The sequence below is a fragment of the Shinella sp. GW835-FHT14H05 genome (assembly GCF_058793575.1).
Window position 1 is genome coordinate 1 of sequence record NZ_JBXAFY010000032.1, and the last position, 17,769, is coordinate 17,769.

The window sequence follows — 17,769 nt, forward strand, 5'->3', positions numbered from 1 at the left end:
TTCATTCCGTCCGTCTCCTTGATACGACGGACTCTACCAAAATCTGGAGGAAGTTCAGGGGCTCAGGTCACTGGCTTTTTGTCTCCTCGGTGGAGAGGCATCCACCAGCCGTGTGATCGAACGCCCCGTCGTCGATTTTCCGCAGCCGGATTCACCGACGAGTGATAGCGTCTCGCCCGCCTTCAGATCGAAGGACACATCCTCTACCGCATGGACGGCACCGCTCTTGCGGCCCAGGAGGCCCGAACGGATATCGAAGCGCGTCGTCAGGTTCTTCACCTCCAGGAGGGGCGTCTGGCCGGTGGCAGGCATCGGTCCCTCGGTTTCCGACTGGCATGTCTCGCCAGTCGTGATGTTGATCACCGGAAAGCGCATGGGCCGGTCAATGCCTGCCATGGAGCCGAGGCGCGGAACCGCCGATAGCAAGGCCCGCGTATAGGGATGCCTGCCGCTATTGAAGATGTCTACGGTCGCGCCCGCCTCCACGGCATCGCCGCGGAACATGACGATCGTGCGGTCGGCCACTTCCGCCACCACGCCCATGTCGTGCGTGATAAAAAGCACGGCCATGCCCTCCTCTTCCTGCAGCATCTTGATTAGATCGAGGATCTGGCCCTGAATCGTCACGTCGAGCGCCGTCGTTGGCTCGTCGGCGATAAGGAGTTTTGGCTTGGAGGCCAGTGCCATGGCGATCATCACACGCTGGCGCATGCCGCCTGAAAACTGGTGCGGATAATCGTCGAACCGGCCTTTGGCGTTCGGGATGCGCACCTTTTCCAGAAGCCGGGTCACCTCCGACCGTGCCTCGGCCCGCGAGATGCGGCGATGGCAAGTGATCGCTTCGGCGATCTGTTTGCCGATCGGGAAGATCGGGTTGAGCGAGGTCATCGGCTCCTGAAAGATCATCGAGATCTCGTTGCCGCGGACCTTGCGCATCTCCTCCTCACCTAGCGTCAGCAGATCACGGCCGCCGAACGACACCTCGCCTTCGATCCGGCTCGAATAATTCGGCAGCAGCCGCATGATCGACAAGGACGTGACACTCTTGCCTGACCCCGACTCACCCACGATCGCCACCGTCTCACGCGGCGCGATCGAAAAGGACAGGTTGCGGACGACCGGCTTCCACTGGTCGCCCGACCTGAACGAGGTCGTCAGGTCCTTGACGGATAGAACGGGAGGCTGAGCGGCACAGAAGTCCATCTCGCTTTTCCTTCTTACGCGGCGGAGTGGATTGGATCTACCGGATGTTTTGCCAGGGGAAGCACGTCGATATCGTACATCCACGGATTGGCCGGAAGGCTGGTGATGATTTCATGCAACTGCGTGGCATCCGATGCGCGCCACAGACCCCAGTTCTCAAAGCGGCAGGGCACGCGCCACATGCGCACCAGATGCCCCTCCTTGATCAGCTCCGCCGCGTGGGCGCGCTCATCACGGATCACCTTCGCCTTCAGCTCGGGGTCCATGTCCTCGGACCAGCGAAGCTTGATATTGACCAGAAATTCCATTGCGTTTTCCTCATGGTTTGCAGTCCAGATCCTTGATGATGGTGTTTGCGGCGTTGTAGCCGGGGATGCCGGTGACATAGCCACCCGGCCAAGTGCCACCGCCCGACAGGTAAAGTCCGGAAAGCGGCGTGCGGTAGTCGTGCGCCCTGCGGTGCGGGCGCGCACCGAAGAGTGCATTCGGCAGCATGTCACCATGCGTGATATTCGACTGGACGAGGCCCAGTTCGCTTTCGATCTCGACCGGGTTAAAATAGCGCAGGCCGATGAGGCGCTGGCGCAGATCCGGCATGTAGTGCGAAAGCTCGTCGATGCAGATATTGGCAAAACGCTCGCCTGCTTCCGGCCAGCTCTCGTCCGCAAGCTCATAGGGTGCATGCCAGGCGTTGACGCTGAGCAGGTGGCAACCGGCGGGCGCCAGGTCCGGCGACGTTACCGATGGCATCAGGCCCCACATGATCGGCCGTTCGGCCAGCCTGCCGGCCAACCCGTCGGCGATTGCGCGTTCGATATAATCGAGGGACGGCGCGATGCGAAACTGTACCTGTGCCGCCTGCCCCGGATCGACATCCGCCGGCAGGCCGGCATAATGCGGCACGCCATCCAGCGCCAGGACCAGCTTGAAGGCCGAGCCTCGCATCGGCACGGCGGCGATCTCGCGCCGCATATCCGCGCCCACCGCTTCGTCGTCGAGCATCTTGCCGAAAAGCGTCTTAGGGTTCATCGCCGACAGCACGGCCGGGGCTAAAAATTCGTCGCCCCTGATCGTAACCACACCCCGGGCCTTGCCAAATGAATGCAGAATTCGCTTGATCGGCGCGTCTTTGAGGATCGTCGCGCCGTGCGCCAGGCAGCAGGCCTCAAGCGCATCGATAATGGCGCCCATGCCACCAACCGGCAGGCCGGTGGAGCCCCTGAGGGCCGCACGCCGTGGACCGGCAAGCGGGTTTTGGAACTGGAAGGCTCGACGCGGGTCTCGCCCAATGATCTCGCCGAGGCTTTCGCAACAGTGCTCGGCCATGCCGTTCGTCTGGAAATCTTCCGCGCGAAAGCTGGGAGGACCTGTTCCGTGCCCAGGGTACGCGTAACCCGCATCCGCGCATCCGCATGCTCGACGGCTTTAACGAGGGCTGGATAGACTTCAAAAAAGAAGGGCGGAACAGCGTCAAAGGCAAGACACCTCTTGTGGAGGTGATCGCGGCGCTTGTCCGGCAGGCGGCCACGACCGAGCACGTTTGATTCCACCTTGAAAGCGCGCAGGAGACGGCGCCGGCATCCGACGCTCGCGACCTGAAAGCAACTGACGGAAGACGACAGATCTGTTCATGTCAACGAATTATCCACTATCCGTTAAGCCAAAAAACGAAGTGATAACATCGCAAGAACAAATACTGAGAGTTTGCCTTACTGAACCGAAGCCCCGGTTGCGCCAGCGGCGGAGGTCGAACTCCAAGCTGTCGCGTTCGACGTCGTTCATCGATTCCTCACCGCAACCCCGAAAATACGCGACGGAATGCGGGCGCCGATCAGGCGCTTGAGAGCGCCTCGACCAGACGTTCCCGCGTCAGCGGCAGGTCGCGCATCCTGAAACCAAGTGCCCGGGATGCGGCGTTTCCGATGGCCGCCGCCACCGGTCCCTGCGACGCCTCGCCTGCGCCGAGGGGCGAGCGTTTCGGGTCGATGATGAACCGCGTCTCGATTTCGGGAATTTCCGAGAACTTCAGAATTGGATAGGCGCTCCAGTCAAAGGCCGGCACTCGATCGTTCTCTACCTTAACCTCCTCCTTCAGGGTCCAGCTCGCGGCCTGGATGGCGCCCCCCTCGATCTGACTGCGGGCACCTTGCGGATTGACGACCAGGCCCACATCGGCGCAGAGCCACAACCGCGCCAGCCTGATCTCCTCGTCCACCGAAACCTCGGCAACGGCGGCAAGCCAGGCCCCCTTGTTCTTGTAGCGCGCGACAGCGATACCAAGGGCCTGCCCCTCGCCTGCCGGATGGTTGCCGGGCCAGCCGCTCATCTCTGCCACACCTTCGAGAACGGCGCGGCAGCGTTCATCGCTCAGATGACGCAGCCGAAAGTCCAGTGGATCGGCGCCCGCAAGGTCCGCCAATTCGTCCATCGCAGACTCGATGGCAAACACATTGAGATGAGCGCCCAACGACCGCAGCGAAGAGGTGCGGATACGACTGCGCGTATCGAGCCTGACGGTCACCTGCTGGCCCGGGAAATCATAGATCGCCACCGCGTTCCGGGCGGCACCGCCGCCGGCGGCATCGGGCAGATCCTCGACCTTTCCTGGCAGCCGCGCACTGTCGAGCGCTTCTGCCGAACTGAGATTGAAATGCCCGCCAAAGCCCGGACGCTGGGCATGCGGTTCACTCGTGACCGACAGTTTCCACGAGGCCACCTTGCCGGCAACGTCGATTTCCGCCTCGACCGCAGCCGACATGGCCGCACCCAGCGGGCCACGACTCAGCTCGTCTTCGCGCGACCATAACACTCGCACCGGCTGGCCAGGCAGCTCCATCGCAACGATAGCCGCATCAAGCGCAGCATCGTCCGCACCGTTGTGGCCATAGCAGCCGGAGCCATGCGCATGGATGACGTGCACCGCCGATGGTTCGAGCCCAAGGCATAGGGCGATCTGGCCGCGAAGCGGGAAAATACCCTGCGAATGGCTCCACACAGTCAATCGGCCGGCATCGAACACGGCCAGCGCACAGGAAGGGCCGATTGACGCGTGCGCCACATGCGCCCGCGAATACCGCGCCTCGATACCTGTCGACCCGGCATGGGGCAATGCAGATCCGAGCAGGGTGATTTTCTCGCCGGCCGTTTCTGCCGGCAGCCAGAGGCCGGACACCTCTTCCCAACGGGCAAACATGTCCGCCTCGGCGTGCGCAAGATGCACGCCATATTCGTCAGGCCCGATGAGGGCGAGGAAGTCGTTCCGCTGCAAGATCGCGATGCCCGGGTGGCGGCGTTGCAACCTTGCTTCATCCACGCTGGCCAGGCGGGCAAGCCGAAAGGGTTGCCGGACGATCCTGGCATGCAGGAGCCCCGGCAGGAAAAGATCCTGAATGAAACCGGCACCGCCACACTTTTCCGCCATGTCGATGCGCGGGTGGCTGGCGCCAACGGCGCAATAGGCACCGATAGGCCGCACGGCAACATCACCGGTGACATGCTGGCACCAATCGACCGCGGTTGCGAGCGACCAGAAATCCAGGCCGGTCGGTGCACCACGGAGAAAGATGTTTCCGTCCCGACAGGACAGGTTGCCGATATCGGCACCGAGACGGGCGGCCGCCGCGTCAATCAAAGCCGCGCGCGCCTGCGCCAGGGCCATCCGGATCGAAGCGCCCGAGATCTCGACGGACTGGCTACCGGCGGTAATGCCCTCGTCCGGCGAACGATCGGTATCGCAGGGTGCCAGCGATATCAATCCTGGATCGACAGTCAATTCGTCGGCGGCGATCTGGGCTAGGGCCGTGAGAATACCCTGGCCGAGCTCGACCTTACCAGAACGGACGACGACAGTTCCCGGCTGCTCGAATGAAACCCAGCGGCCCAGTTCCGGATTGTCCAGGAGGCTTCGAGGGAGCGCATTGCCGCCGATCATACGCCCTCGCCGACATTGGCCGCGGCGCGCTCGACGGCACGCAGGATGCTGCCATGCGCCCCGCAGCGGCAGAGATGCTTGTCGAGTGCCGCGACGATCGTCTCGCGGCTGGGCCGCCGTTCGACCTTGAGCAGCGCGTAGATGCGCATCAGGATGCCGGAGATGCAATAACCGCACTGGCCGGCCCCCTCCACCTTGAACGCTTCGAGCAATGCCAACCCGATGGGATCGTCGCCAAGCGCCTCCGGGGTCGTCACGTCGGCCCCGGCCAAAGCGGACATGGGCAGCGAGCAGGAATAGCGCGCCTGCCCGTCAACGCTGACGACACATGCGCCGCATTGCTCCCGGCCGCAGCCGAAATGTGTCGCCTTGAGGTCGAGCCGGTTCCGCAGCACGAAGAGCAGGGGCTCGTCGCCGGCATCGTCCACACGCGTCACCAATCCATTGAGCTGGAATGAGATGGATAGGCTCATGATTTTCGCCCTGCGACGATCTCGAAGGAGGGAACGGCCGGTCGCCGCGCGCCGGCCCGCGGCGTGGATGGGCGTTCGGATACGGACGCAGGATCGGGTTTCGCGGCCGGGCTCTCCCTGGCCCGCTTCAGCCGGTAGGCGCTTGGCGTCATTCCGGCGGAAGCCTTGAAGGCGCGCAGGAAATACTTCTCGTCATTGTAGCCTACGGAATAGGCGACCTGCCCGATCGTGTCGTCGGTCAGCACCAAACGCTCCCTTGCGTCTTCGATGCGCATTTCGCGGATCAGCACCTGGAAGCTAGTGCCGGTGTACTGGCGGATCAGGGCACACAGCCGGCTCTTTGACAGGCGCGCGGCGGAGGCCGCTTCGTCGAGGCTCGGGCTACGCGTATAGTTTTCGCCTATGAACTCGGCAATGCGGCGCATATGGCCGCTGTCGCGGCCGACCACCGGCAGCGTCCGCGACAATTCGGCAAACTCCGCCTCGTAATCCTGGCACAGGGTGGCAAGTATCAGTGTCAGTTCGGCCCGTATGATCTCCGTCGCACTGATACGCTCGGTCTGGTGCTGGCCGATCATCGAGGCGATCGCGCGTTCCATCCGCGCACCCTGCACGGCGTCGAGATCGAAGTTCACATGGTTCTGCCAGGCGAAGGGTGTCAGCTCCGGCGCCAACCGCACCAGTTCTGCCATAGGATAGGAACGGGTGATGCCGGGGCGGAGGAAATCGAGATCGAAATAGGCGACGGTGCAGCGTGTCGCGTGATCGAACCTGATCTGGTGCGGCACCATCGGCGCTATGAAATAGATGGAGCCGGCCTTGGGCTTGTGCGACGTCAGGCCGATCCGGATCGCCGGGGCGTCCGACATGAAATAGAGAATCTGGAAATAATCATGTTTGTGGGCAGGGTAGAGCCTGGGGGTATTCTCCACCAACCGGATGTGAAAACGCGGACTGTCGGACCTGTCGAGCGCGTAGGAGCGGAACGGCGCCGCATCGGCCCGATTCTCCTCCTCGTCGCGATCCGGACGAGGACGCACCGTCGTTTCGTTGTTTGCCTTTGCCATGGTCACTCCTATCAGGTCCGGCAGTCATACGGCGCGATCGGCGTCCTCGACCGCCTATGTCCCTGCCCTTCCGGCCAACGACACGTGAAACGCCGGTACGGCCTCGAACAGATCTGCAACCAGGCCATAGTCGGCAACTTGGAAGATCGGGGCATCCGGATCCTTGTTGATCGCCACGATCACCTTGGAATCCTTCATGCCCGCCAGATGCTGGATCGCGCCCGAAATGCCGCAGGCGATATAGAGGTCGGGTGCGATGATCTTGCCCGTCTGGCCGACCTGGAGATCGTTTGAAACGTAGCCGGCGTCGACGGCAGCCCGGCTCGCTCCGACTGCGGCGCCCAGCGTATCCGCCAGCGGCGCCAGCACGGTCGTGAAATTTTCAGCAGACGCCAGCGCCCGTCCACCCGACACGACGATCCGCGCACCAGCCAGTTCCGGGCGTTCGGAACGCGATAGCTCATTTCTGACGAATGACGATCGTCCGGCGCTTGCTGGAACTGTGACGGCCTCGATCGGCTGCGCCGTAGCCGTTGTGGCCGCGGCAGGAAAGGACGACGCGCGAACCGTCAGCACCTTCCATGCGTCGGCGGACCGCACAGTCTGAATCACATTGCCGGCATAGATCGGGCGCTGGAACAGATCAGGCCCGTCGATCGCGATGACATCGGATATCTGCATCACGTCGAGCAACGCGGCCACGCGCGGCATGATGTTCTTGCCGCTGGTGGTCGAAGGCGCCAGAAAAGCCTCATATCCGGCGGCGAGGCTGATAATGAGTGCCGCGACCGGCTCAGCAAGCCGGTTCGACATGCCGGGATCGTCGGCGAGCAGGACCTTGGTGACGCCAGCCAGCCGCGCGGCGGCCTCGGCAGCGGCCCTGCAGCCGCACCCCGCCACCAGCACATGGATCTCGCCGCCTATTCGTCCCGCGGCGGAGACCGCCTTGGCGGTGGCCTCGTCGAGCTGCGTATCCTGATGTTCCGCCAGAACGAGAATGGTCATTACAGGACTCCTGCTTCAGTGCGCAACCGCTCGACAAGTTCGACAGCCGTGCCGACCTTGATGCCAGCCTTGCGGATCGCCGGCTCATGCACGCGCACGACAGTCAGGCGCGGCTCGACAGCCACGCCGTAGTCGGCAGGCATCCGTTCATCGATCGGCTTCTTCTTTGCTTTCATGATGTTGGGCAACGAGGCGTATCGGGGCTCGTTCAGCCTGAGGTCGGCCGTGACCAACGCCGGAAGCGCAAGGCTGACCGTCTGCAGGCCGCCGTCGATCTCGCGGGTGACCTCGATCGCAGCATCGCCAACGACGATCTTCGAGGCAAATGTCCCCTGCCCCCAGCCCAGCAGCGCCGATAGCATCTGACCAGTCTGGTTCGCGTCATCGTCGATCGCTTGCTTGCCCGTGATGATGATGTCGGGCTTCTCGGCCTCGGCGACAGCCTTCAGGATCTTCGCGACGGCGAGCGGTTCGACAACCGCTTCCGAGCGCACCAGCACACCCCGGTCGGCCCCCATCGCCAAGGCGGTGCGCAATGTTTCGGCAGATTTTTCAGAGCCGACCGACACGACGACGACTTCGCTCGCCCGGCCAGCTTCCTTCCAGCGAACTGCCTCTTCGACGGCGATCTCGTCGAACGGATTCATCGTCATCTTGACGTTGGCAAGATCGACGCCCGAGCCGTCCGCCAGGGCACGCACTTTGACATTGGGATCGGCAACCCGCTTTACGGCAACCAGGATCTTCATCTGTGTTCCTCCCTTAGTCCGCTGGTGCGTCTTCAGTTTTCCGGACCGGCATATTTGCCGGCGGTGGCGGGGAACATGGTCTTGATGATCTTCATGCGGCTGACGTCGACCGTCGCATCCATATGCAGGAAGATCGCGGCATCGCGAAACAGCTTCTCGATACCGAATTCGAGCATTGCGCCATTGCCACCGTGAAGTTCCAAGGCGTGAGTGGCGACCTTCATGATCTCCTCGGAAGCGTAGACCTTGGCCATGTTGCAAAGAATGTCGGCGTCCGGATGCGCTTCGTCCACCGCCTTCGATGCGCGCTCGACCAGCGACCTCACCGCCTCGATGCGGGTGGCCATATCGGCGAGCCGCAGCGCCACGGCCTGATGCTTGATCAGGATGCGCCCGCCCTGGACGTAGTTCTGGACATAGTCGGCAGTCCGCTCGAAACAGGCGACCCCGACGCCGAGGTTTTTCGCCGCCTGGATGATCTTGCCGGCCCGGAAATACTGGCCGGCGGAAGCGAGCGCCGTGCTTTTGACGAGCAAATGGTCGGCCGGGATGCGGCAATCCTCGAAGACCAGCTCGCCATTGTTCATGAAGCGGCAGCCCATCGTCTCGTTGCACTTGGTGATGGTGAGGCCGGGCGTTTCGCGGGGCACCAGGAAGCTCGATGTGCCTTGCAGCATGCCCACCGATGGGTCGGTGTTGGCATAGACGACGTAGAGGCCGGCGTCGAAACCGTTCGAGATGAATTGCTTGCGGCCGTTGATGACCCAATGGTCGCCGTCCAGCACCGCTTTGGTGTGCATGGAGGCTTCCGGGACATTGTAGGGCAGCCAGCGGTCGGAGGCGCCCCGCGGTTCGGTCAGGCAGTGCGCCAACAGGAATTTCGGGTCCTCCAACAGGCGCGGGAACCATTTTTCCTGGAGGTGCTTTGCCGCAAACTGTCGCAGGACGATGGAGACCTTCCAGTTCTGCACCAGCTTGTCGGCGAGACCGGAATCGCCGCGGGCGATTTCCTCGGCAATCAGCGCGAAGGTGCGTACCTCGGTCTCCCGCTCGAGGTCGATGCCACCAAATTCCTCCGGCACGCCCAGGGTACGCACGCCAATCGCTTCGGCGCCCTCGAGGATTGAGCGCGGCAGCCTTTCGCCGGGGCTCATGTCCCATTCGCGCTGCCAGTTCGACCGGATGAACGGCGTTACCACATCATCGACAAACGATCGGCAACTGTCGCGCATCAGGCGTTGTTCCTGGGACAAGATCCCATCATCGGCGTGAATCATTGTTCGCTCCCTTTGAGTGCAAAGCGGTCGACCTCCTCTGCCTTCCGCTATGCCACAATTGGTATCAGCGCTCGGGATCCGGGGTCAGGCCGTGCCGTCCGCTTGTGGTGGACAATCGTCCAACATCGAGTGGACATTCCGCATGACCTACCGGTTCCATCGACCTGCTCTACGCGACATTACCCGGCGTGGCGAATGGAAGACGGCCGTGCCGATGGTCACGTGCTCGAAGCCTTCAACCGCTCCGCCAGCCAGTCGGCAACAAGAGGCCGGTACATCCAGGGGATGTTGTTGCAGACATGGTTTCCTGTGGGAAAAACATGCAATTCCGCGCCTGCCCGGCAGATATCGGCGCATTTCTGCGCTTCCGATGGTGGAAAGATCCGGTCGCGGCCGCCATGCAGAATGAGCGCCGGAACCGAAGGTCCATCGACACCAGTCAGGATGAAACGGCGGGCGCTCTCGACGACATCGGCTCCACCCAGCGCGAAGGTCATGTTGTCCTGGTAGACCTTCGGCAGGGTCGGCCAGAGCGCTCCGAGATCATAGAAGCCGTTGATGGAGACAACCGCGGCAAGCCCATCCAGCGCCGCCGCCGCCCGAAGCGCCATGAAGCCGCCAAAGGCCATGCCGACGAGGCCGATGGCACCCAACAAGCCCCGCCTATCCTCGATCGCACCGATCGTTGCGGCAACAGCCGGGGCGATATCGGCACGCAGATGCCCGTGCGACCGGCCTTCGCCCTGCCCCGGACCGTCGAGCGACAGCGTCGCCACGCCGCGGGCGAGAAAATGCCGCTCGAATGCCGGGAACTCCTCCTTGGTGGAATCCGACCCGGGGATGATCAGCGCCAGGGGATGCGGCCCCGGCCCTCCCGGCCGCCGAAGATAGCCGCGCAGCACGCCGCCTTCAAACGGCACCTCGATCAGTTCGCCGGGCTGTTCGAGCAGTGGCGCCGCTTTTCGGTACAACGCCACCTTGCGCGCCGCAGCACGCTCCTTCGCCTCGAGGTCCTCGAAAGCCATGAACTGGCCGAAGTGATAGAACAAGCTGGCGCGGGCGAAGGCCTCGCCGGCGGTGATTGGGCGTCCATGGGCAAGGGCCACCTCGCCCATCTCGGCGTGGCGATCACCCTCAGCACTCCAGGCCGCGAGCCAGTTTTCCCAGACACCGGCGCTGTCGATCACCGACCTCGCCGTCCCGGAGGGAATACCGGCGACCTCCATGCGCGGCAACCAGTGTTCCACCACGCTCAGCAACCTGTTTTCAGTCTCGTTCATTCCATTGTCCTTCCAGGGCCGTTGAATATGCCCGGACGTCGGGTCGATCGCGTCGAGCTCAAGCGGATAGGATTTTGCAGTCGAACTGGTCACGTCGGCATCGCCAGGAGAATGGAGGCCGGCGCATTGGTGCGGTTGACCAGCGCGCGCGCCTCGCCCGGTGCCAGCCGGCAACTGTCGAGCACGCCGAGCGTCACCGCAGCGTCGATCGTTTCGATGGTCACCTCGCCGGCGACGACCACGTAGAGCTTCTCGACCGTCGCATCGTTTAGCGAGGTGTGACCGCCGGGCAGGATATGCGACAGGCCGATCCAGATCGTATCGGTCGTCGTCGCCTCCTTGCCCTGCAGTCGCAGGCAAGCCATGCCGTAGTGCTCAGGAGCCTCGTAGGGCTTCGCCTCGCTGTAGCGTGTCACCTGCATGGGATCGGCCTCAAGGTTTCAGGAGCACGCGGTCTGGCGTGCTGCGCAGCACCGACGCATAGGCCTTGGCAGCATCCTCCAGCCGGTAGCAGCTCGCCGGATTGATCGGAAATGGCTTCAAGAGCCCCTCCTCGAACTTCGGCTTCAGCTTGTCGAAAATGCGCGCGCCATCGATGGATGACAGCGCCAGCGTATCGATGCCGATATATTTGTGACGCCCGCGGAAGAAGTTGAAGATGTCGAACGGCACGGCACGATCGAAGGTCGAGATGAAGATCTGGCGCGCCTGCTTGGCCATGGCTGCATTGGCGAGTTCGAAATAGGGACTGCCGACCGTGTTGAAGACGATATCGGCGCCATGACCGCCGGTCTTCTCGCGCACGATGGCGGCGACGTCCTGCGAACCGCTGTCGAGCATCTCGACATGACCATTGGCATGGCCCAACAGCGGCTGGCCGTTGTACTCGACCGCAAACACCCTGGCGCCCGCCATGGTGGCGAGCTGGATGACTGCCTGACCGACCTTGCCATTGCCGCCACAGACAAGCACGACATCGGTCGGCTGCGCACCACCCGCCTCGCGCAGGCCCTCATAGGCCGTGATGAACGGCACGCCGATCGAACCGGCCTCGTCCATGGTGAAATTGGCGGGCTTGGCGCGCACGGCCTTCTGGTCGAGCACCATCCATTTGCCGTGGCTGCCATCCTGCGAAATGCCGAGTTCGCCGCCGCCGCCCCAGATTTCCATGCCGAGCATATGTGACGGCCCCTCGCGCACGATGCCGCCGAAATCGCGGCCGGGGGTGCGGGGCCAGACGGCATGCGGCATGTGCCCAAGCGAGGCCTTGACATCGCTGGGGTTTACGCCCGCCGCAACGATCTCGACGAGCACCTGCCCCGGTCCCGGCCGCGGCACGGTGACGTCGACGATATCGATCAACAGGTTGTCGAGATCGGGCGACTTTTGCGTGACCCTTAGCGCCCGGCCTGTTTTCGTCTCCACCTGGATGTTCATCTCTTCTTCTCCCTGGATATTCTGGACAGGCCCCGTCACGCCGCGAGCCCCAACATCTCGCGTGCCTGTGAGGGGCTGGCGATCTGGCCGCCGAGTTTTTCGATGAGATCGCGGGCGCGCTCGACGAGTTCACCGTTGCCTTTGGTGAGCACGCCCTTTGAAAGGTAGGAATTGTCTTCCAGCCCGACGCGCACATGGCCGCCAAGCAGGTAGGACTGGACCGCCATCGGGAAGGACATGCGCCCGACACCGAAGCCGGTCCAGACGCAATCCGCCGGCAGCAGGCGCGCAGCAAGACCCATGACATCCGGCGTCGCCGGGAAGCCGTATTTCACGCCCGTCACGATGTTGTACATGGTCGGCGCACGCAGCGATCCGGCCTTCAGCATGTCATGCGCGAGCTGGATGTGGCCGGTGTCGAACACCTCGAGCTCGGGCTTCGAGCCGGCCTCGTAAATGATATCGGCCATAATCTTCACATTGGCAGGCGTGTTGATCACCACCTCGTTGCCAAAGGTCATGGTGTTGAGGTCCAGCGTTGCGATGTCCGGCTTGAGGGCAACGATATGCTCGACGCGCTTTTCCGGCCGCGTCAAGGTGGTGCGCGGTCCGGCAACCGCCGGGTTCGCGTCGCTCGGATGATAGCGGCCGCCGGGTCCGGTCGTGACGTTGAGGATCAGCGCGTTGTTCTTCGCGCGGATGCGCTCCATCACCTCCCGATAGTATTTCAGCTCCATCGACGGCTTGCCGGTTTCGGGATCACGCACGTGGATATGGGCGATGGCTGCGCCAGCCTCGGCGGCCTCGAGGCAGGAATTGGCGATCTCCTCCGGCGTCACCGGCAGGCCGGGATGATGCTCCCTTGTGGTGAGATTGCCGGTGACCGCGCAGGTTATGATGACGTTCTGCTGCATTCAGAGGTGCCTTCCACCATCGACGACGATGCGATCGCCGGTCGAGAATTTCAGATGTGTCGCGCAGGCGAGAATGGCGCGCGCGACATCGGACGGGCTGGTGATGCGTTTGAGCGGCGTGGTCGCGGCCACCTTGTCGTTGAACTCCTTGCCGCGGCCGGGGACGAACTGCGTATCGACCGCGCCGGGCGAGATCGAAAGCACGCGGATCTCCGGCGCAAGCGCACGGCCGAGAGAATTCGCCATGATATCGAGGCCCGCCTTGGCGCCGCAGTAGGCGATGTTGGAGCCAATGCCGGTGAACGCCGCGATCGACGAAAGGTTGACGATCAGTCCGTCGCCGCTTGCTTTTAACGCCGGCGCGAAGGCGCGGATGGTCGCGAAGACGCCGCGCCAGTTGTTGATGAAAATCTCGTCGATCAACTCATCCGTCAGCGCGTCGAGATCGGCATGCGCGACGGGCTTGGTGATGCCGGCGGCGTTGACGAGAATATCGACCTGTCCGGTCGCGCCGAGCACCGCATCGCGAAACGCGTTGATGCTCGCCGTCACCTCGATGGAGACGGGAAGGACGATATGCCCCTCACCGGGCAAGTCAGCGGCGATCTGTTCGGCCTTTTCCCGGCCGTTGCGGTAGCCGACGACGACACGGGCGCCGGCCGCAGCAAACTCCGCGCAGGTTTCCCGCCCGATGCCGCCTGAGCCGCCGACGATGACGGCAACCTTGCCGGCCAATGGTTTTGCATGTTCGGCCAAGGCTCAGCCCTTCTTTCCGGAAATCGGCGGCACCGGGAAACACGGCGTTCCCTCGACCAGCTTGAACTCGTAGTCGCAGGTAAAGAATGGTGCCGCGACACCGGGATAGTCCGGATGCGGTTCGTCGTAGCGGACGAAATTACCGACGATCTGCTTCTTGGCACCAAACACCACGTCACCGACGAGCGCCTCCAGGCTATCGGCGAAAATCTGCGTGATCAGCGTCTTGTGGCCGGGTGCCGAGACGATGAAATGGATGTGTGCCGGGCGCATCGGTTCGCGGTTCTGGGCTCGCAGCAGATCTCCGACCGGTCCGTCTGTCGGCACCGGATAGCCCGCCGGCTTGACCGAGACGAAGTGGAAGCGGCCGTCGGCATCGGTCGTGAATTTTCCGCGCAGGTTGAAGTCGTCCTGCGTCTCGTCCTGGTTCTCGTAGAGCCCGACCGGTGAGGCCTGCCAGACGTCGAGGGAGGCATCGGCAATCGGCTGGCCGTTCACGCCGGTCACGCGACCTGTGAAATAGAGGCCGGCGCCGGGCGTATCCGAGCGCGCAATGCAATCGCCGGAGGCGCAGATCGGCGCCGCGCCGCGATAGAAGGGCCCGAGCAGCGCGGACATCGTCTCGCCTTGCATGCCGTCGTTGTTGATCAAGTCTATGAGGGTTGAAATGCCGAGCACGTCGGCGGCCAGCACGACCTCGTTGTTGAAGTCGTTGGTGTGGTGGCCAAGGGCCGCGATCCAGCGTAGCCCGTATTCGAACTCGGCTTCGGTCGGGCGCGTTTCGCCGACGAAGGCGTGCAGGTGCGTGACCAGCGATGTCACCAACTCCTTTAGACGTGCATCCGTAGTGTTTTCCATGGCGCGCAGCACTGTCGGCGTCACATCCTCTTCCCTGGAGATCAGCTTTTGTTCGATACTGATGTGGTTCATGCCAAGCCTCCCCCCGCAACCGCGGGCGCGTCTTCCAGGGTTGCGGTCTGCTTCAGTTTTTCCTTGAGATGCGGATACTTCTCCGTCAGCAGAGACCCCTCATAATATGTCCTCGCGTAGGCAGCACTGGCCCGGATATTCTCCAGCCATGTCGCGATCGCCGGATGGCGGTCCCATGCGCCGGCGAGATTGATATCCGCCATGCGCACGATGACTGGCATGACCGCGATGTCCGCCAGCGTCATGTTTCTGCCCATCACCCATGGTCCGCCACTCGTCTCGAGCCACTGGGCCATACGGTCGATGCCACGCTGGAGACGGGCGAGCGCCTCGTCCATTTCCGCTTGAGGAAATCCGGTCTTGCCCATCTTCATGAGAAACTCGCGACGCAACGGCTTGCTGTCGCAAAGCGCCTGGAAATCCGCGTCGCTCATCGTCTGGAAGTGCGGCAGGAAGGCGAGATTGTAGGAGGGCACCCGGATCGCTGGCGTCGGCACCTCGTCGATGAAGCGCATCATCGCCCGCATCTCGGCAACCTTAAGCGCATCCTTCGGGCGCAGCGGCATGATTTCCGGAAAGACATCCTCGAGATATTCGAGGATGACGGCGGAGTCCGTCACGGCCGCGCCGTCATGCACCAGCGCCGGAACCACGCCGTTCGGATTGATCTCCAGATATTCGGGCCGAAGCTGGTCGCCGCGGAAGAGATCAAGCTTCTCCTCCTCGAAGGCCTGTCCCTTGACGTGCAGCGCATAGCGCACGCGCTGGCTGCAGGTGGATTGTGGAGCATTGTAGAGCCGGAAATTCGTCATCGCTTGCCCCTTAATCCCAGTTGAGAATGCGGGGCAGCTTGCCCTTGCGGGCGAGCGTTCCGATGATGCCGAGCGGAAAAAACATCAGCACCAGCGCCATGACGAGGCCCGTGCCGAGAATGTTGAGTTCCGAAGCGCCCATGGTGGCAACGAAGAGTTCGTTGACAGCGGTGATCATGATCGCACCGACGATCGGGCCGGCGATCGTGCCCTTGCCGCCGAGAATGCACATCAGTACCAGGTTGGCCGAAACAAGGATCACCAGATAGATGTTGGGTCTCAGATAGGTGAGGTACTCACCCCAGACAGCGCCCGCCATGCCGACGAAGAAGGCCGAGAGCGCGAAGGCCAAGACTTTGTAGAAGCGTGTGTCGATGCCGGCACTTTCCGCCTTGATCTCGTCCTTCGAGATCGCACGCAGGCCAAGGCCGAACTTTGAATGTTTGATCTTGTAGGTCGCCCACACGGTAAAGGCGGCCATGACTATGAAGGCATAGTAGTAGGGAACCTTCGCCCAGAGCACCGGCAGGTCGTTGACCGGCAGCGACAGGCCGTTCGCGCCGCCGATGAAGGTCCAATGGTCGAAGAGGATACGGAAGATCATCAGGAGCGCGATGGAGGAGATGATGAAGCTCGGGCCCTTCACCTTCAGCGTGATCATGCCGATAACATAACCGAAGACGGCGGCGACGATGCCGGCGAGCGGTGCGGTGATCAGCGTCGAGATGCCGAAGCGGGCCAGCAGCACGCCGGAGAAATAGCCACCGATCGCAAAGAACACCGCGTGACCGAGCGAGACATATCCCGTGAACCCGCCGAGAATGTTCCAGCCGGCGGCCATCACCACATAGGACGCGGTGAAGAGCACGAGGTGGAGCTCGTAATTGTAGTTGCCGGTGAGCTGGAGCAGCGGCAGAGCCAACAGCACGACGAGCAGGGCAATGGGAAACCAGGTCGCGCGGGTCTGTTCCGCCCGGCGTGCCAGCTTTTCGTTGTGGGCGCGGCGCGCCTCCAGGACGGCATTCGTGTCGGAATTCTGAAGCGTGATATCCATCATGCCATCTCCGGCTTTTCGCCGAACAGGCCCTGTGGCCGGATCAGCAGGATGATGAAAAGGGCGAGGAAGAAGGTCATGCTGGACCAGGTGGCCCCGATCCAGGTACCAACAAAGGCGGCGATCAGCGACAGCGAGAAGGCGGCGATGACCGTGCCGAGGATACTGCCCATGCCGCCGAGAACGACGACCGACATCAGCATGGCGATCCATTCCCACTGGCGGGCCGGGAAGAACGAAAAGACGAAGCTGACGAGAGAACCCGCAGCACCCGCAAGGCCGATGCCGATGGCAAATGCAATCACGCTGATGAGGCTGACATTGACGCCGAGAAGCTCGGCAGCATCACGGTTCTGCGTCGTGGCGCGGATCGCATAGCCGATGCGGGAGTATTTGAGAAACAGCGCCAGCGCCCCGATGATAAGCAGCGAGGCCATGCCCGCATAGAGCTGTCCCTTCGGCACGAAGACGTCACCGATGAAGAAGGCTTCGGTCGCATAGGACGGCGAGGTGACGCGCTGCGTATTGGTGAAGAGGCTGCCGAGCAGGCCTTCCACCATCATGGCAAGCGCAAAGGTGACGAGAACCGTCATTTCCGAATAGCGCGCGCTTTTGGCTTCGCGCTCGAACATCAGCTTGTAGAGCAGCACCCCGATTGCCGCCATGATGACCGTTGCGACGGGCAACATGATCAGCGGGTCGATGCCCCAGAGCTTGAAGCCCCAATAGGCGACATAGGCGCCCGCGATGATGAGCGAGGGATGGGCGAGATTGACGATGCGCATCACGCCGAAGACGAGGGATAGTCCGGACCCCATGAGGGCGATGACACCGCCGAGCGCAAGGCCCAGGATTGCCACCTGTATGATCTGTGCCATGTT

The 17,769-nt window shown here is 62.7% G+C and carries 18 protein-coding genes and 1 pseudogene; 1 reads left to right on the forward strand and 18 read right to left on the reverse strand.

The window, feature by feature from the left end:
* Positions 1-99: 99 nt before the first annotated feature.
* The 3 genes and pseudogenes from AC1Q6Z_RS34845 to AC1Q6Z_RS34855 all read right to left on the reverse strand — a co-directional run.
* Positions 100-1,203, reverse strand: a pseudogene (locus AC1Q6Z_RS34845) (ATP-binding cassette domain-containing protein); the annotation flags it as partial.
* Between the two features lie 14 nt (positions 1,204-1,217).
* On the reverse strand, positions 1,218-1,511 hold the full coding sequence (locus tag AC1Q6Z_RS34850; protein WP_492650710.1) for a muconolactone Delta-isomerase: 294 nt from the start codon (positions 1,509-1,511) through the stop codon (positions 1,218-1,220).
* 10 nt (positions 1,512-1,521) lie between these two features.
* On the reverse strand, positions 1,522-2,529 hold the full coding sequence (locus AC1Q6Z_RS34855; RefSeq protein ID WP_492650711.1) for a phytoene desaturase family protein: 1,008 nt from the start codon (positions 2,527-2,529) through the stop codon (positions 1,522-1,524).
* Positions 2,530-2,615: 86 nt separating this feature from the next.
* Here AC1Q6Z_RS34855 and AC1Q6Z_RS34860 point away from each other — a divergent pair, with 86 nt between their 5' ends.
* Positions 2,616-2,747 (forward strand): hypothetical protein, encoded by a 132-nt coding sequence (locus tag AC1Q6Z_RS34860; protein ID WP_492650712.1) that lies wholly within the window; start codon positions 2,616-2,618, stop codon positions 2,745-2,747.
* A 287-nt stretch (positions 2,748-3,034) separates the two neighbouring features.
* Here the strand turns inward: AC1Q6Z_RS34860 and AC1Q6Z_RS34865 are convergent, their stop codons facing one another.
* From AC1Q6Z_RS34865 to AC1Q6Z_RS34935, 15 genes are all read right to left on the reverse strand, one after another.
* Complete coding sequence (locus tag AC1Q6Z_RS34865) at positions 3,035-5,134, reverse strand: xanthine dehydrogenase family protein molybdopterin-binding subunit (RefSeq protein ID WP_492650713.1); 2,100 nt, start codon at positions 5,132-5,134, stop codon at positions 3,035-3,037.
* Positions 5,131-5,607 (reverse strand): (2Fe-2S)-binding protein, encoded by a 477-nt coding sequence (locus tag AC1Q6Z_RS34870; protein WP_439618807.1) that lies wholly within the window; start codon positions 5,605-5,607, stop codon positions 5,131-5,133. The genes AC1Q6Z_RS34865 and AC1Q6Z_RS34870 overlap by 4 nt, the downstream gene beginning before the upstream one ends.
* Entirely contained in the window at positions 5,604-6,674 is a 1,071-nt protein-coding gene (locus AC1Q6Z_RS34875; protein WP_492650714.1) for a helix-turn-helix transcriptional regulator, read from the reverse strand. Before AC1Q6Z_RS34875 ends, AC1Q6Z_RS34870 begins: the two co-directional genes overlap by 4 nt.
* Before the next feature lie 54 nt (positions 6,675-6,728).
* Entirely contained in the window at positions 6,729-7,679 is a 951-nt protein-coding gene (locus AC1Q6Z_RS34880; RefSeq protein ID WP_439618805.1) for an electron transfer flavoprotein subunit alpha/FixB family protein, read from the reverse strand.
* Complete coding sequence (locus AC1Q6Z_RS34885) at positions 7,679-8,428, reverse strand: electron transfer flavoprotein subunit beta/FixA family protein (RefSeq protein ID WP_492650715.1); 750 nt, start codon at positions 8,426-8,428, stop codon at positions 7,679-7,681. The genes AC1Q6Z_RS34880 and AC1Q6Z_RS34885 overlap by 1 nt, the downstream gene beginning before the upstream one ends.
* 32 nt (positions 8,429-8,460) lie before the next feature.
* Entirely contained in the window at positions 8,461-9,681 is a 1,221-nt protein-coding gene (locus tag AC1Q6Z_RS34890) for an acyl-CoA dehydrogenase family protein (protein ID WP_492650716.1), read from the reverse strand.
* A gap of 242 nt (positions 9,682-9,923) precedes the next feature.
* Positions 9,924-10,985, reverse strand: coding sequence for an alpha/beta hydrolase family protein (locus AC1Q6Z_RS34895; RefSeq protein WP_492650717.1), 1,062 nt, complete (start codon positions 10,983-10,985; stop codon positions 9,924-9,926).
* Between the two features lie 89 nt (positions 10,986-11,074).
* Entirely contained in the window at positions 11,075-11,407 is a 333-nt protein-coding gene (locus tag AC1Q6Z_RS34900; RefSeq protein ID WP_439618801.1) for a cupin domain-containing protein, read from the reverse strand.
* Between the two features lie 10 nt (positions 11,408-11,417).
* Positions 11,418-12,422 carry a quinone oxidoreductase family protein gene (locus AC1Q6Z_RS34905; protein WP_439618800.1) on the reverse strand — a complete coding sequence of 335 codons (1,005 nt, stop codon included), beginning with the start codon at positions 12,420-12,422 and terminating at the stop codon, positions 11,418-11,420.
* Positions 12,423-12,457: 35 nt separating this feature from the next.
* Positions 12,458-13,336 carry a beta-keto acid cleavage family enzyme gene (locus AC1Q6Z_RS34910; protein ID WP_439618799.1) on the reverse strand — a complete coding sequence of 293 codons (879 nt, stop codon included), beginning with the start codon at positions 13,334-13,336 and terminating at the stop codon, positions 12,458-12,460.
* Complete coding sequence (locus AC1Q6Z_RS34915) at positions 13,337-14,092, reverse strand: SDR family NAD(P)-dependent oxidoreductase (protein WP_439618798.1); 756 nt, start codon at positions 14,090-14,092, stop codon at positions 13,337-13,339.
* Positions 14,093-14,095: 3 nt separating this feature from the next.
* Entirely contained in the window at positions 14,096-15,022 is a 927-nt protein-coding gene (locus AC1Q6Z_RS34920; protein WP_492650718.1) for a dioxygenase family protein, read from the reverse strand.
* Positions 15,019-15,834, reverse strand: a complete 816-nt coding sequence (locus AC1Q6Z_RS34925) for a glutathione S-transferase family protein (RefSeq protein WP_492650719.1) — start codon at positions 15,832-15,834, stop codon at positions 15,019-15,021. The genes AC1Q6Z_RS34920 and AC1Q6Z_RS34925 overlap by 4 nt, the downstream gene beginning before the upstream one ends.
* Positions 15,835-15,844: 10 nt before the next feature.
* On the reverse strand, positions 15,845-16,891 hold the full coding sequence (locus tag AC1Q6Z_RS34930) for a branched-chain amino acid ABC transporter permease (protein ID WP_492650720.1): 1,047 nt from the start codon (positions 16,889-16,891) through the stop codon (positions 15,845-15,847).
* Positions 16,888-17,766, reverse strand: coding sequence for a branched-chain amino acid ABC transporter permease (locus tag AC1Q6Z_RS34935; protein ID WP_492650721.1), 879 nt, complete (start codon positions 17,764-17,766; stop codon positions 16,888-16,890). The genes AC1Q6Z_RS34930 and AC1Q6Z_RS34935 overlap by 4 nt, the downstream gene beginning before the upstream one ends.
* Between the last annotated feature and the right edge of the window lie 3 nt (positions 17,767-17,769).

Excerpts from the sequence above, each read along its gene's own strand:
- AC1Q6Z_RS34910 (WP_439618799.1), bottom strand. The coding sequence starts at position 13,336 with ATGCAGCAGAACGTCATCATAACCTGCGCGGTCACCGGCAATCTCACC.
- AC1Q6Z_RS34860 (WP_492650712.1), top strand. The coding sequence starts at position 2,616 with ATGCTCGACGGCTTTAACGAGGGCTGGATAGACTTCAAAAAAGAAGGG.
- AC1Q6Z_RS34850 (WP_492650710.1), bottom strand. The coding sequence starts at position 1,511 with ATGGAATTTCTGGTCAATATCAAGCTTCGCTGGTCCGAGGACATGGAC.
- AC1Q6Z_RS34855 (WP_492650711.1), bottom strand. The coding sequence starts at position 2,529 with ATGGCCGAGCACTGTTGCGAAAGCCTCGGCGAGATCATTGGGCGAGAC.
- AC1Q6Z_RS34925 (WP_492650719.1), bottom strand. The coding sequence starts at position 15,834 with ATGACGAATTTCCGGCTCTACAATGCTCCACAATCCACCTGCAGCCAG.
- AC1Q6Z_RS34865 (WP_492650713.1), bottom strand. The coding sequence starts at position 5,134 with ATGATCGGCGGCAATGCGCTCCCTCGAAGCCTCCTGGACAATCCGGAA.
- AC1Q6Z_RS34870 (WP_439618807.1), bottom strand. The coding sequence starts at position 5,607 with ATGAGCCTATCCATCTCATTCCAGCTCAATGGATTGGTGACGCGTGTG.
- AC1Q6Z_RS34880 (WP_439618805.1), bottom strand. The coding sequence starts at position 7,679 with ATGACCATTCTCGTTCTGGCGGAACATCAGGATACGCAGCTCGACGAG.
- AC1Q6Z_RS34930 (WP_492650720.1), bottom strand. The coding sequence starts at position 16,891 with ATGATGGATATCACGCTTCAGAATTCCGACACGAATGCCGTCCTGGAG.
- AC1Q6Z_RS34895 (WP_492650717.1), bottom strand. The coding sequence starts at position 10,985 with ATGAACGAGACTGAAAACAGGTTGCTGAGCGTGGTGGAACACTGGTTG.
- AC1Q6Z_RS34875 (WP_492650714.1), bottom strand. The coding sequence starts at position 6,674 with ATGGCAAAGGCAAACAACGAAACGACGGTGCGTCCTCGTCCGGATCGC.
- AC1Q6Z_RS34935 (WP_492650721.1), bottom strand. The coding sequence starts at position 17,766 with ATGGCACAGATCATACAGGTGGCAATCCTGGGCCTTGCGCTCGGCGGT.
- AC1Q6Z_RS34905 (WP_439618800.1), bottom strand. The coding sequence starts at position 12,422 with ATGAACATCCAGGTGGAGACGAAAACAGGCCGGGCGCTAAGGGTCACG.
- AC1Q6Z_RS34885 (WP_492650715.1), bottom strand. The coding sequence starts at position 8,428 with ATGAAGATCCTGGTTGCCGTAAAGCGGGTTGCCGATCCCAATGTCAAA.
- AC1Q6Z_RS34900 (WP_439618801.1), bottom strand. The coding sequence starts at position 11,407 with ATGCAGGTGACACGCTACAGCGAGGCGAAGCCCTACGAGGCTCCTGAG.
- AC1Q6Z_RS34920 (WP_492650718.1), bottom strand. The coding sequence starts at position 15,022 with ATGAACCACATCAGTATCGAACAAAAGCTGATCTCCAGGGAAGAGGAT.